The 12,427-nt window shown below is 62.8% G+C and carries 13 protein-coding genes; 1 reads left to right on the top strand and 12 read right to left on the bottom strand.

Annotated elements, in window-relative coordinates; genetic code table 11:
* Positions 1-2: 2 nt before the first annotated feature.
* Genes E6W33_RS24540 through E6W33_RS24510 form a run of 7 tightly spaced genes read right to left on the bottom strand, consistent with a single transcriptional unit; the run spans position 3 to position 7,373 of the window.
* The gene (locus tag E6W33_RS24540; protein ID WP_136420012.1) at positions 3-878 is read right to left on the bottom strand and encodes a 3-hydroxyacyl-CoA dehydrogenase family protein; all 876 of its coding nucleotides are present in this window, start codon (positions 876-878) and stop codon (positions 3-5) included.
* Between the two features lie 10 nt (positions 879-888).
* Positions 889-2,055 (bottom strand): acyl-CoA dehydrogenase family protein, encoded by a 1,167-nt coding sequence (locus E6W33_RS24535; RefSeq protein WP_136420011.1) that lies wholly within the window; start codon positions 2,053-2,055, stop codon positions 889-891.
* Between the two features lie 19 nt (positions 2,056-2,074).
* On the bottom strand, positions 2,075-2,818 hold the full coding sequence (locus E6W33_RS24530) for an SDR family oxidoreductase (RefSeq protein ID WP_136420010.1): 744 nt from the start codon (positions 2,816-2,818) through the stop codon (positions 2,075-2,077).
* 4 nt (positions 2,819-2,822) lie between these two features.
* A complete protein-coding gene (locus E6W33_RS24525; protein ID WP_136420009.1) occupies positions 2,823-3,590 on the bottom strand; it encodes an enoyl-CoA hydratase-related protein in 768 nt (255 codons plus the stop codon).
* A gap of 1 nt (position 3,591) precedes the next feature.
* On the bottom strand, positions 3,592-5,271 hold the full coding sequence (locus E6W33_RS24520) for a class I adenylate-forming enzyme family protein (protein ID WP_136420008.1): 1,680 nt from the start codon (positions 5,269-5,271) through the stop codon (positions 3,592-3,594).
* A 14-nt stretch (positions 5,272-5,285) separates the two neighbouring features.
* Positions 5,286-6,071 (bottom strand): enoyl-CoA hydratase-related protein, encoded by a 786-nt coding sequence (locus E6W33_RS24515; protein ID WP_136420007.1) that lies wholly within the window; start codon positions 6,069-6,071, stop codon positions 5,286-5,288.
* A 33-nt stretch (positions 6,072-6,104) separates the two neighbouring features.
* Positions 6,105-7,373 carry a CoA transferase gene (locus E6W33_RS24510; RefSeq protein ID WP_247869775.1) on the bottom strand — a complete coding sequence of 423 codons (1,269 nt, stop codon included), beginning with the start codon at positions 7,371-7,373 and terminating at the stop codon, positions 6,105-6,107.
* A 235-nt stretch (positions 7,374-7,608) separates the two neighbouring features.
* Here E6W33_RS24510 and E6W33_RS24505 point away from each other — a divergent pair, with 235 nt between their 5' ends.
* Complete coding sequence (locus E6W33_RS24505) at positions 7,609-9,246, top strand: sigma 54-interacting transcriptional regulator (protein ID WP_247869774.1); 1,638 nt, start codon at positions 7,609-7,611, stop codon at positions 9,244-9,246.
* A 130-nt stretch (positions 9,247-9,376) separates the two neighbouring features.
* Here the strand turns inward: E6W33_RS24505 and E6W33_RS24500 are convergent, their stop codons facing one another.
* From E6W33_RS24500 to E6W33_RS24480, 5 genes are read right to left on the bottom strand one after another with little or no spacing between them, the layout of a single operon-like run.
* A complete protein-coding gene (locus E6W33_RS24500) occupies positions 9,377-10,201 on the bottom strand; it encodes an N-acyl homoserine lactonase family protein (RefSeq protein ID WP_136420006.1) in 825 nt (274 codons plus the stop codon).
* Between the two features lie 7 nt (positions 10,202-10,208).
* Positions 10,209-11,096 carry an NAD(P)-dependent oxidoreductase gene (locus E6W33_RS24495; RefSeq protein WP_136420005.1) on the bottom strand — a complete coding sequence of 296 codons (888 nt, stop codon included), beginning with the start codon at positions 11,094-11,096 and terminating at the stop codon, positions 10,209-10,211.
* Positions 11,093-11,470: a 4-carboxymuconolactone decarboxylase gene (gene pcaC, locus E6W33_RS24490; RefSeq protein WP_136420004.1), complete on the bottom strand. Its 378-nt coding sequence runs from the start codon at positions 11,468-11,470 to the stop codon at positions 11,093-11,095. The genes E6W33_RS24495 and pcaC overlap by 4 nt, the downstream gene beginning before the upstream one ends.
* Before the next feature lie 56 nt (positions 11,471-11,526).
* Complete coding sequence (locus tag E6W33_RS24485) at positions 11,527-12,234, bottom strand: DUF4286 family protein (RefSeq protein ID WP_136420003.1); 708 nt, start codon at positions 12,232-12,234, stop codon at positions 11,527-11,529.
* On the bottom strand, positions 12,218-12,418 hold the full coding sequence (locus E6W33_RS24480; protein ID WP_136420002.1) for a hypothetical protein: 201 nt from the start codon (positions 12,416-12,418) through the stop codon (positions 12,218-12,220). Before E6W33_RS24480 ends, E6W33_RS24485 begins: the two co-directional genes overlap by 17 nt.
* Between the last annotated feature and the right edge of the window lie 9 nt (positions 12,419-12,427).

The following is a 12,427-nucleotide window of genomic DNA, read 5'->3' as shown; positions in this document are numbered from 1 at the left end:
TGTCAGCTCCCGAACATGGCATTGCCTTGATAGGTATAGAAACCGCGCCCGGACTTGCGGCCCAGATGGCCGGCGGCGATCATGCGCCGCACCAGCGGCGGGCAGGCGGCGCGCGGTTCATTCGTGATGCCGTAAAGCGCATCGCACAGCAGCAGTTGCGTGTCGAGGCCGATCAGGTCGAGCAGCTCCAGCGGCCCCATCGGATAACCGAGACCTTCCTTGATCGCACGGTCGATGTCGGCCGGCGCGGCGACGCCGGCTTCCACCAGGCGGATCGCGTCATTGTTGTAAGGCACCAGGAAGTAATTGAGGATGAAGCCGGGGTTGTCCTTGGTCTTCACCGGACGCTGGCCCAGCGCTTCACAGGCCGCCCAGGCCTTGGCGAAGGTTTCCTCGGAGGTGTTCAGGCCGGGCGACATCTCGACCAGCTTCATCAACTGCGCCGGCAGGCAGAAGTGCATGCCGACGAAACGGTCGTCGCGGCCGGAGCCGGCGGCGATTTCGGTGATCGACAGCGTCGAGGTGTTGGACGCGAAAATGGTGTGCTGCGGACAGACTTCATTCAGCTTGCCGAACAGCTCATGCTTGACGCGCAGGTCTTCGAACACGGCGTCGATCACCAGGTCGCACTGCGCCATGTCGGCCAGCTTGGTGGTGGTCACCAGGTTGTTGATGGCGGTCGCCATTTGTTCCTCGGTCAGCTTGCCGCGCTGGACCGACTTGGCGAAGAAGTCCCTGGTCTGCTTCTGCGAACGTTCCAGCGCTTCCTGGCGCGTGTCGTACACGACCGTGCGGAAGCCCGCGCGCGCAGCCACGATGGCGATGCCGGCGCCCATGGTGCCGCAGCCGGCGATGCCGATGGTGTTGATCTCACTCATTGTGGAGTCCTCATTTGGTCAAAAAACTGCGTCCGATCAACTGGCGATGGACTTGATTGGTGCCTTCCCAGATCTGCGTGATCTTGGCGTCGCGCATCAGGCGCTCGACGCGGAAATCGCTGCAGTAGCCGTAGCCGCCGAAGAACTGCACCACGTCGGTGGTGATGCGCATGGCCAGATCGGAAGCGCGCATCTTCAGCATCGACGCATCGATGCCGAAATCGCTGCCGCCGCCGTCCACCAGCCTGGCGAGACGCCACAGGAAGGATTCGCACATCGCAAGATCGGTCGCCATGTCGGCCAGCATGAACTGGATGCCCTGGAATTCGATGATCTTGCGGCCCGACTGCTTGCGCTCGTTGATGTAGGCCACGCCGTCCTCGAAGGCGGCGCGTGCGATGCCCAGCGCGTGTGCGGCGACGCTGGGGCGCGACTTGTTGAGCGAGGAGAACAGGATCTTCAGACCGTCGCCCGGCTTGCACAGCAGGTTGGCGCGCGGCACGCGGCAATTGTCGAAGGAGATGGTGGCGGTGCTGGAGCCGCGATGGCCCATCTTGTCTTCGGTGCGCACTACCGACAGGCCGGGCGTTCCCTTTTCCAGCACGACGACCGAGATCGCCTGCTTCGGATCGTCGATCTCGCTCCATTTGCCGAACAGCACATAGAGATCGGCCACGTCGCCGTTGGTGATGAAGGTCTTGCCGCCGTCGATCACGATCTCGTCGCCGTCCGGCGTGAAGCGCGTGCGCATGCCGGTCGCGTCGGAGCCGGCGTTCGGCTCGGTGATCGCCAGCGCGGCCAGCCCGCCTTCTGCGATGCGCGGCAAGAGGCGCGCCTTCTGTTCTTCCGAACCGAAGTCGATCACCGGTTTGATCGCATGGAAATTGGTGGCCCAGATGATGCCGGTCGAGGCGCATGCTTTCGCGATTTCGCGCACGCAGGCGAGGTAGGCGGTGTACGACAACTGCGCGCCGCCGTACTGCTCGGGAATGAACATCGCATTCAGGCCGAGATTGTTGATGGCCTTGACGTTCTCCCAGGGGAATTCGCCGGTCTTGTCGTAATGCTCCGCGCGCGGCATGATTTCGTCTTGCGCCAGTGACCGCACGCTGTCGAGCAGGAGTTTTTCATCCTCGTTGAGCGGGATGTCGGCGTCGAGCCGTTCAAAGATATTCACAGCGTTCTCTTTTCAAAAATTAATGCGCGATGCCTTGCGCACCATCGATATAAATCGTCTCACCCGACAGGAAAGGCATGTCGGCGGAGTACAGCGCCTTCACCAGCTTCGCCACGTCCTCCGAGGTGCCCGGCTGCCGGCCGGGAATGCGCTTGTCGAGATACTCGCGCAAGGGTCCGGCCGACATCGCTTCCTTGTTCAGGTCGGTCATGATGTAGCCCGGCGCCACGTCCAGCACGCGGATGCCCTTGCCTGCCCATTCCACCGCGAGGCAGCGCGTGATCGCGCCGACCGCCGCCTTCGACGCGCAGTAGGCGAGATTGCGCTTGACACCCATCTTGTCGAAGAAGGAGCCGATGTTGACGATCAGGCCGCCGCCCGCTGCGACGAGGTGCGGATAGATGTGCTGGCAGCTGGTGAACACCGAGGTCGAGTTGGTGGAGAACACTGTTTCGTAATCTTCGAGCGAGAAAGTGGCGCTCGGTCCTTCCAGATGCACGCCGGCATTGTTGACGAGGCCGACGATGGGACCGGACATGGCGACCTGGGCGAAGGCGTCACGCAGGCTGTCGCTCTTCGTGACGTCGCAGGAATACGCCTTGCAGCGTGCGAGCGCCGCTTCGCTCGCATCCGGCACAGCCGGCAATTCGCCCCTGCGTGACAGGCAGGCCACGTTGAAACCCTGATCGGCCAGTGCGATCGCGATCGCCGCGCCGATGCCTCGGCTTGCGCCGGTGACGATGATGGTGCCTTGCTTGCTCATTTTTTCAGCAGTCCTTGAATTGGGGTTTGCGCTTTTCGAGGAAAGCGGCCATGCCTTCCGCCGCGTCCCTGGTCTGGTAAGCGAGGGTGGACAGGTCGGCTTCGATCTTCAGCCCTTCGGCGAGCGAGGTCTGCAGCGCACGTTGCACCGCGCCGCGCGCCAGTCGCAGCGCGACCATGCCGTGGCCGCTGAATTCGCGCGCGAAGGCGATGCCGGCTTCGATCGCGTCGCCTTCGACCAGGCGATTCACCAGGCCGATGCGATGCGCCTCATCCGCCGCCACGGTGCGCCCGCTCAGAATCATTTCCATTGCACGCGCTTCGCCGATCGCGCGCGGCAGGCGCTGCGTGCCGCCGTAGCCGGGAATCAGGCCGAGCTTGATTTCCGGCAGGCCGACCTTGGCGTTGGCCGTGGCCAGGCGGAAGGTGCAGGCCAGCGCCAGTTCCAGCCCACCGCCGAAGGCATAGCCGTTGATGATCGCGACCGACGGAATCGGAAAGTTGTCCAGCCGCGCGAATACGCGCTGGCCGAATTCCGCACCGCGCTTCTGCGCTTCCAGATCGCGGTTCATCAGTTCGCTGATGTCGGCGCCCGCGCAGAATGCCTTCTGGCCCGCGCCGGTGATGAGCAGTGCGCGGGCATCCGATTTTTCGACCTCGTCGAAGATCTTGTCGATATCGCCGATCAGGGAAAAGCTCAATGCGTTGAGCGCTTCCTGGCGGTCGATGGTGAGAATCGCGAACTCGTCGCGATAGCTTAGGTTGATGGGCATGTCAGCTTGTCTCTTTGCTTGTTTGTTTCTCGGTGAAGCGCACCGGCGTCGGCGCGATGCGGCCCTGCTTCACCCATTCCACCAGCTCGCGCTTGAGGATCTTGCCGCTAGCCGTCAGGGGAAACTCCTCGAGCGGGATGTAGTACTCCGGCATGTCGAACTTCGACAGGCCGGCCGCATGCAGGTGCTGCAGCATCTGCTGCGCGTCGGGTGCCTGCGCGCCGTTGGTCGTGATGGCGAGGCAGACCTTTTCGCCGAGGCGTTCGTCGGCGATCGGAAAGGCCGCCGCCTTGAGCACCGCTGTGTGCGTAACGGCAAGGTCTTCGATGGTGGACGGATGGATGTTGTGCCCGCCGCGAATGATCAGATCCTTCTTGCGCCCCATGATGATGAGACAGCCGTTCTCGTCCAGCATGCCGAGGTCGCCGCTCATGAACCAGCCTTGCGCGTTGAAGGACTTCTCAGTGGCGCTCTGGTTGTTGAAGTAGCCCAGCATCAGGCAGCCGCCGCGTCCGCCGATTTCGCCGATCTCGCCCGGCCCCGCTTCGAGGTCCGGGTTCTCCTGGTTCCACAGCCTGATCTCGTAGGCGGCGCAGGACCGTCCGCAGGTGCCGACGATGGTGTCGGCACTGTCGCTCGGCAGTGTGTACTGGTGCGAACCGTTCTCGGTCATGCCGTACACGTTCTGCGGCAGGATGCCCCGGTTCAGGAAGCCCTGCGCCGTTTCGCGCGGAATCGCCGCGCCGGCCATGTAGAACACCTTCACGCGGCCGAGTTTCTCCATGTCGCGCCGTTTCATCTCGGCGAGGATGTCCATCGCATGCGTCGGCACGCCCATCACGTAGGTCGCGCCGGTCTCGAGGATCCAGTCGATCGGCTTGAGGCCGGGCGGCAAATCGTTCACCGCCAGTTCGAAGCCGGCCGACAGCATCTGCTCCAGCGCCACCGTGCCGATGTGGTGGCTGATGGGGCTGAGCGTGAGCAGGATGGTGTTGTTGTCGTGATGCCAGTCCTGCACCATCGCGCGCCCGTTGGCGAGCAGGGTGTTATCGCTGTGCATGACCGCCTTCGGAATGCCGGTGGTGCCGGACGTGAAGGCGAGATAGACGATCTTGTCGGGATTGTTGTCCGGCACATGCACCGGCTGCTTGCTGCCGGGCGCGGGGAAGTTGCCGCCCGCCACGTCGGCGCGCCCCTGGCGCGCCTCCAGCCAGCAGGTGCGACGCAGTGACGGGACGGCACCGATCTGCTCCGCCACGCCGGGACGGTTGGCGTCCGCGCCGTAGCCGTTCTGCCCGAAGAAGGCTTCGCAGTCGATGCGTTCGAGCAGGCGCACGATCTCCGCCACCGTGTAGTTCTGGTGCAGCGACGGATTGCAGATGTAGCCGTTGCGCGAACAGGCCAGGAATACCACCAGCGCTTCCACGCGATTCGGCAGCCAGATCGACACGCGCGAACCCTTGCGCAATCCCGCCTCTTCCAGATCCGCCGCCACCGCCTCGGTCCATGCGAGCAACTGGCTCCATGTCAGGCGATGCACGCTGTCGCGCAGCGCGAAGGCGTCCGGCTGCCTGCCGGCGTGTTGTTGCAGCAGGCCGTACAGGGTCTTGTCCTGCCAGACCCCGGCGTCATACCAGGCGCGTGCCTGTTGCGGATCGTGAAGTGTAAGAATCGTATTCATGCGCCGGTGTCCTGTCAGTGACCGAACTTGTCGGAGTCGGGCTTGCGCTTCTCGGCGAAGGACTTCGACAGCTCCTTCGATTCCTCGGTGTTGAGATTCAGGCGCAGCAGCATGTCATGCGTCACGCGCGACAGGCCGGCGACGCCGCCGTGACGTGCCAGGAAGGCGCTCTTGATAGCCGCCAGCGCGAACGCGCCCCGATCGGCGATTTCCAGCGCCATCTCGCGCGTGGCGGCGGCCAGCTGGTCATCCGGAACGGCCTTGTTGATCAGGCCCATCTGCACCGCTTCGGCGGCGGTGATCTTGGGATTGCGGAACCAGATTTCCTTGGCCTTCTTCTTGCCGACCAGGTCTTCCAGGTACCAGGTGCCGAAGCCGGCATCGAAGCTGCCCATCATCGGGCCGACCTGGCGGAAGATCGCGCTTTCCTTGGCGATGGTGATGTCGCACATCACCTGCAGCACATGGCCGCCGCCCACCGCGAAGCCGTTCACGGACGCGATCACCGGCTTCTGCAGGCGGTCGATCGCTTCGTACATGTCGAGCACCGGCAGCACGCCGGCGTACAGGTTGGTGTCTTCCATGCCGGTCTTTTCGCCGCCGATGCAGAAGAACTTGTCGCCGGCGCCGGTGATGACGATGACGCGGGTGCGCGTCTCGCGGCGGATGTCGTTGAGGCAGTCGCGGATTTCATGGCACATGGTCTCGTTGAACATGTTGCCGTTGTTCGGGCGGTTCAAGGTGATGGTGCCGATAGGACCGTCTTCGGCGTAGAGAATGGTTTCGAATTTGCGTGTCATGGGAGTTTTCCTTTACGGTATGGGCGGGCGCAGTCAGAGCAGTCCTGCGGAGCCGAGTTGCTGGATCTTTTCTTCGCTCCAGCCGAGCCAGGAGGTGAAGACGGATTGCGTGTCTTCGCCGAGTCGTGGCGGGGCCTTGCGGAAGGTCTGGTGGTTGTCGTCGAAGCGGATGCCGAGGCCGACCTGGGGAACCGGGACGCCGTCGCGCTGCGCGGCGTAGAACAGGCCTCTTTCCGTCAGTACCGGCGCGCTCACGACCTGGTCGATGCGGTTGATCGGGCCGGCCGGGATGCGGGCCTTGGCGAACAGCGCAAGCCAGTGCGCGCGCGGCTGCGTGAGCAGAATGGTTTGGATTTCGCGCACGATTTCCGCACGGCCTTCGCGGCGCCCGACGTTGTCGGCAAAGCGCGGATCGCTCCCCATGTCCGGGCGCCCGATTGCATCGCAGAAACGCGTCCAGATATTGTCGTTGCCGAGGCCGAGAGTGATCGGGTCGTCGGCGGTATGGAAGGTTTGGTAGATCGCGATCACACTGTCTTTTCCGCCGCTGCGGCGCAGCAGCTCGCCGGAGCCAAGATAGGGAATGATGCGCGGGGTCATGAAACGGGTCATGCTTTCCACCATGGCGACATCGACCGCATGTCCGTTGCCGGTGCGGCCTCGATCAATCAATGCGGCCAGCGTCGCGAGTGCCGCATCCGCGCCGGACAGAAGATCCGCCGCCGGCGTGCCAACCTTCTGCGGATCCTGATCGGCTTCGCCGGTCATGTCCATCACGCCGCTGTATCCCTCGGCGATCAAATCATAGCAGGGCTGGTCGGCGCTTGCACCGGACAGTCCGAAGCCGGTAATCGACACGTGGATCAGCCTCGGGTTGAGTGCCTTGAGCGTGGCGTAATCGATGCCGAGCTTCTTCTGGCTGCGCGCAACCTGGTTGACGATGATGACGTCGGCCACTTTGACCAGCGCATGCAGGGCCTCCAGCCCGGCCGGTTTGGCATAGTCGAGCGTGACGCTGTCCTTGTTGCGATTGACGCTGAGAAACCAGAGCGACTCGCCGTCGAGGAAGGGCGGTCCCCATGCACGGGCATCGTCGCCGCGGCCGGGCCGCTCCAGCTTGACGACGGACGCGCCGAGGTCGGCCAGCAGCAGGGAAGCATAGGGGCCCGCGATCGAGGTGGTGAGGTCGAGCACGCGGATGCCGTCAAGCAGGCGCAGCGGGTTCTCGGATTGCGGAGGCGGTAATGAATCGGCAGGAAGCATGGTTGCAAGATCTTTGATGGACAAGTTCTGCATATGCATGAGCAACCTCCATGCCATCCGATTTACGGCGCTTCCCGCACTGATCGTGTCGCGCGGGCATTGCGCCGCGTTCGGGCCTCGATGCCGCGCAATACAGCGCCGTATGGCGCTTTGCGTGCCGCATGCCACTGCGTCGCGGAGCCGATGCTTGCCGCAATTGAACTTCCGTCGTGAAAGGAATGTCTTTTTGAGAGACAATGCATTTCGCGAAATCTGTTTTTTGAAAAGACACAGGATGAAATCGGTTGACGAAAAGTTGCCCGAATTCGGCATGCTGGTGCTGAATCGACAACTCGAAACTATTTGCCAGACGGGATTCGCTTGCGATCCTGAAATTCGCCGCGCATTGCTGGAGCGTTTCAAGGAAAAAGGCGCGGAGCGCGGCATGATTGCGCTGGAAGGTGAGCCGGAACTGATCGCCAGCTACCGGACCAGCCCCGACGCTGTCGTGTTCCTGATTCAACCTGTGAAGGGCAGATCGACGCTGTTCGAATTTGTTTCCAGCGTGGATTTCGCGCAGGCGGTGTTTGACTATTTTTTGAACAACCCTTACGAGTCGATGGTCGTCGTCGACGATCAGGCGCGCATCCAGTTCATTCCTCCGGTGCATGAAAAATTCTTCGGCATCAAGCGCGGCGAAGCCATCGGCAAGCATGTCACCGAGGTCATCGAAAACACCAACCTGCATGAAGTCGTGCAGACCGGCAAGGCGGAAATCGGCAAGCTGCAGGAGATGGGCGGCGTCACCCGCGTGGTGGCGCGCATCCCGCTGCTGGAGAATGGCAAGGTCCTCGGCGCGCTCGGCCGCGTGATGTTCAAGGGACCGGAAACGGTGCTGGAACTGAGCAGCGAAGTGGCCAAGCTGCGCTCCGAAGTCGAGTTCTACCGCAATGAACTGTCCGGCCTGAAGCGCCGCTCGTATGGCCTGGAAAAGATGGTGGGCAATAGCGATGCCATCCGTCAGCTGAAGGCCGACATCCTGAAGGTCGCGCCGCTGTACGTGCCGGTGCTGATCGTCGGCGAGAGCGGCACCGGCAAGGAACTGGCCGCGCATGCGATCCATGCCCTCAGTCCGCGCAATGAAAACCCGATGGTCTTCGTCAATGCGGCCGCATTGCCGAGCGGACTGGTCGAAAGCGAACTGTTCGGCTACGAAGCGGGCGCCTTCACCGGCGCGGAAAAAAAGGGACGCAAGGGCAAGTTCGAACTGGCGGACCAGAGCTCGCTGTTCTTCGACGAGATCGGCGACATGCCGCCGGAAATCCAGGTGAAGCTGCTGCGCGTATTGCAGGACGGCATCTTCGAACGCGTCGGGGGCGACCGTGCGCGTCATTCGGATTTCCGCCTGATCTGCGCGACCAACCGCAACTTCCAGGAGATGATCAGCAACGGTGAATTCCGCCTCGACCTGTATTACCGCATCAGCGGCGTCACCATCCACATGCCGAGCCTGCGCGAGCGCCCGGAAGACATCCCGGACCTGGTGCAAAGTTTCCTCGTCGCGTTCGCCGAGCGCCACCGCACCTCGGTGAAGCGCGTCGACCGGCGCGTCTACGATTATCTGAAAGAGCTGCCCTGGCCGGGCAACGTCAGGCAATTGCTGCATGAAGTGGAGAAGGCCGCGATCTTCTGCGACGGCCCGGAAATCACGCTGCAGAATTTCCGTCCGATACCCGAGGGGTTTGGCGAAAAGCCGGCCCCGGTCACGGTCGCGGCGCGTCCTACCGGAAAGATACAGGACGCCATCGATGACATGGAACAGGCGATGATTCGCGACGCCATGCTCAAGCACGGCGGCAACAAGAAAAAGGTCGCCGAGGAGCTGGGGATCTCGCGCGCTTATCTGTACAAGAAGCTGGGCATGGCTGGGTGATTCGGATTGTCCACGGAAAACACGGAAAGAAACCAAGGAATTTTTTCCGTGATTTCCGTGGGGCACGCCGAGTGTTTTCAGTGGACATTAAGCTGTTAAGGTCCGACTGCTTCCTCCGTGGATTGACGCGTCACTCCCCACCCAACACCAGCGGCCGCAACGCCGGTTCATGCAGGCATGCGATTTCCGATGCCGGATCGCCGAACGCGGGATAGCGTTGCAGCACCAGCGGATCGTGACCGGGGATCAGGTGATCCGGCGTGTCCGACAGCGACAGCAATCTTCGGTACGCGTCCAGCATGTCGCCGACATGGAAGACAATCGGGAACGGCGAGTCACGATGGATGTTCTCGTAGAAGTGCGATGCATCCGATGCCAGCACTACCCAACCCCGCGCTGTGTGCACGCGCACCGCCTGCAGCCCTGCAGTGTGCCCGCCCACCAGCAGCAACTGGATGCCGGGCGCGAGCTCCGCATCACCGGCGTAAAACACGACACGATCCTTGTAGACGCCGCGCACGATTTCCACCACGTCGTCCACCGCGTACGGATGCCTTAGCAGGGGCTGCGTCATGTAGCGGCCGGTGGCGTAGTGCAACTCCTTTTCCTGCAGGTGAATGCGCGCCTTCGGCAGCAAATTCACGTTGCCCGCGTGATCGTAATGCAAATGGGTGATGATGACGTCGCTCACATCCTCCGGTTGCAGGCCGAGCGCCGCCAGCGAGGCGATGGGGCAGCGCAGGAAATTGCGCTTGCGCTCGTCGGCGGCGGCCCGGTTGAAGCCGGTGTCAACCAGCCAGGTCCGGCCCGCGCCGCGGATCAGCCAGACGAAATAATCCATCGGCATCGGACCGTCATGCGGGTCCGGCACCATGAAGTTTTCCGGCCTGCGCCGCGCCACCGTGGCATAGCGCAGCGCGAAGACTTCGTAGGTCGGCAGCGTGGTGTTTTCCATAGTCAGATCACTGTTTCCTGTTCCGGAAATAGCGATACATCTCTGTATGGTCCGCACCCTTGCCGAGCGCCTCGTTGGCATCGCGCCAGATCTGCAGCACTTCGTCGCCCAGCGGCATGTCGAAACCCACCGACTCGCCCAGCCCCATCGCGATGCCGAGATCCTTGGCCATCAGCGCCAGCGAAAAACCGGAGTTGTACGCGCCCGACAGCATGAACTGCTTCGCCTTGTTTTCGGTCGTGTTGTTCTTGCCGGTGGAGCTATTGAGGATAGCCACCATGATCTCGGGGTCGAGGCCGAACGACTGCCCAACCTGCAAGGCTTCGACCGTGGCGATCAGGCCGGCGGCGGAGACGTAGTTGTTCAGCGCCTTCATCGCGTGGCCCGCGCCATGCTGGCCGACGTGCGTGACGTTCTTGCCGAGCATCTTCAGGACCGGCTCGCATTGCGCCAGCACCGCCGCATCGCCGCCGACCATGATGGCCAGCGTGCCATCCACCGCGCGCTTGACACCGCCGGAGACCGGCGCGTCGAGATACTGCAGTCCCTTGTCCTGCAGCGTCTGCGCCAGCTTGCGCGAACGCATCGGCTCGGCGGAACTCATGTCGATCAGCGTCGCCCCCTTCTTCAGGATGGAAAGCAAGCCCGGCTTGTCGGCGCTGCCGAGCACAACCGCTTCCACCGCGTTGGAGTCCGGCAGCATGGTGATGACGATGTCGGCATCGCTGAAATCCTTCAGTTCGGTGACTGCCGTCGCGCCGGCATGTTCGGCCGCGAAGCGCTCCGCCGTCGCCGCGTTCAGGTCCATGACCGCAAGCGCATGCCCCGCCTGCGCCAGCAGATGGGCCATCGGATTGCCCATCATGCCCAGTCCGATAAATCCGATCTTCATCAGATCCCCATTTCCTTGAAGACTTCCTTGGCGACGCGGAAGCTGTCGATGGCGGCCGGCACGCCGCAGTAGATGGCGGCCTGCAGGAAGACTTCCTTGATCTCGTCCTTGGTCAGGCCGTTGTTGATCGCGCCGCGCACATGCAGCTTCAGTTCGTGCGGGCGGTTGAGCGCGGTGATCATGGCGAGGTTCAGGAAGCTGCGCGTGCGGCGCTCCAGGCCCGGGCGGTTCCAGACATCGCCCCAGCAGTATTGCGTCACGAGTTCCTGCATCGGCATGTTGAACTCGTCGGCATTCTTGATCGACGCATCGACGTATTCGGCGCCGAGCACTTCGCGGCGGGTCTTGAGGCCTTTGTCAAACAATTCCTTGTTCATGCGGTTCTCCTTGGGAGGTTGGTGTAAATAATGAATTCGGTAGCTAGGGCGACCGGTCAGGCAGCCTCGCGCTGCGCACTGCGCTCGCAGATCAGCTGGTAGCGCATCCAGGAGCCGATCAGCAGGCCGGTCCTGGCGCCTTCGCCGCTCAGGATCTGGGTATGCAGGGCAAGCGCCATTTGCCCCAGGTCATAGCATTCGATGAACAGCACCCAGTCGGCGACGCTGTCCTGGCTGCCACGCAGCGCCATCTCGGACGTGGGTGCGGCGGTGACGGCGGCATCGGTTTCCCACAGCGCGATGCGCACGGTGCAGGTCGACTGCATCAGGCCGGGGCCGAACTTGTCCCTGATGAAGCGCCGCGCATCGTCTTCCCTGCCCTGGATCGGCTTGCATTGCACGACGATCGCGCTGCCACCGATGCCGGCGCCGATCGACCAGGTTTCCCGGCAGGCCGAGCGCTGCATGTTGCGAAAGGCGGGCATCACCTTCCTGGTCCAGTCGGTCGGATTGGCGAGGCGCCGGTGATAGGCGGGTGAAGCGAGCACATCGATCGACTGGCAGTCGAAGAGCGCCATGTAGTTCGGCTGCCCGTCCACCGAGCGATAGCGGCGTGCGCGCCTGAAGCCGCTGACGCCTAGGCGGTCATCGAGATGCTGCTGCTGGTACCAGCGGTTGAATTCGTCTTCCATGTCCTTGACGACGTCGTTCAGGACCAGCAGCACGCCGGGCGCATCGTTGCGCGCGTCAGGCGAAAAGCGCATCGCTCTCTCCCGGCCGCAAGACCAGCTCCTGCTTTCCCTTGTCCAGTTCCTTTTCCATCTTCTTGCCCGTGTCGTCCCAGCCGACTTCGCGCCGTATCTGGTCCAGCTCGGGCGGCGGTTCGCGGTTCTCCAGACGCCGCTTCAGCCAGGCGCGGACCAGTTCCTTGGAAAGTGGATTGCTCATGATGGATTT

Origin of the sequence: Herbaspirillum sp. ST 5-3, assembly GCF_004804275.1 — a bacterium.
In the GTDB taxonomy this organism is placed as follows: domain Bacteria; phylum Pseudomonadota; class Gammaproteobacteria; order Burkholderiales; family Burkholderiaceae_D; genus Noviherbaspirillum.
This window is presented reverse-complemented; position numbering and strand designations above follow the sequence as displayed.

Bases quoted from the DNA above. Each gene is read 5' to 3' on its own strand.
- E6W33_RS24520 (WP_136420008.1), bottom strand. From the start codon at position 5,271: ATGAATACGATTCTTACACTTCACGATCCGCAACAGGCACGCGCCTGG.
- E6W33_RS24540 (WP_136420012.1), bottom strand. From the start codon at position 878: ATGAGTGAGATCAACACCATCGGCATCGCCGGCTGCGGCACCATGGGC.
- pcaC (WP_136420004.1), bottom strand. From the start codon at position 11,470: ATGAACAAGGAATTGTTTGACAAAGGCCTCAAGACCCGCCGCGAAGTG.
- E6W33_RS24500 (WP_136420006.1), bottom strand. From the start codon at position 10,201: ATGGAAAACACCACGCTGCCGACCTACGAAGTCTTCGCGCTGCGCTAT.
- E6W33_RS24505 (WP_247869774.1), top strand. From the start codon at position 7,609: ATGAAATCGGTTGACGAAAAGTTGCCCGAATTCGGCATGCTGGTGCTG.
- E6W33_RS24485 (WP_136420003.1), bottom strand. From the start codon at position 12,234: ATGCGCTTTTCGCCTGACGCGCGCAACGATGCGCCCGGCGTGCTGCTG.
- E6W33_RS24525 (WP_136420009.1), bottom strand. From the start codon at position 3,590: ATGCCCATCAACCTAAGCTATCGCGACGAGTTCGCGATTCTCACCATC.
- E6W33_RS24515 (WP_136420007.1), bottom strand. From the start codon at position 6,071: ATGACACGCAAATTCGAAACCATTCTCTACGCCGAAGACGGTCCTATC.
- E6W33_RS24510 (WP_247869775.1), bottom strand. From the start codon at position 7,373: ATGCATATGCAGAACTTGTCCATCAAAGATCTTGCAACCATGCTTCCT.
- E6W33_RS24530 (WP_136420010.1), bottom strand. From the start codon at position 2,818: ATGAGCAAGCAAGGCACCATCATCGTCACCGGCGCAAGCCGAGGCATC.
- E6W33_RS24480 (WP_136420002.1), bottom strand. From the start codon at position 12,418: ATGAGCAATCCACTTTCCAAGGAACTGGTCCGCGCCTGGCTGAAGCGG.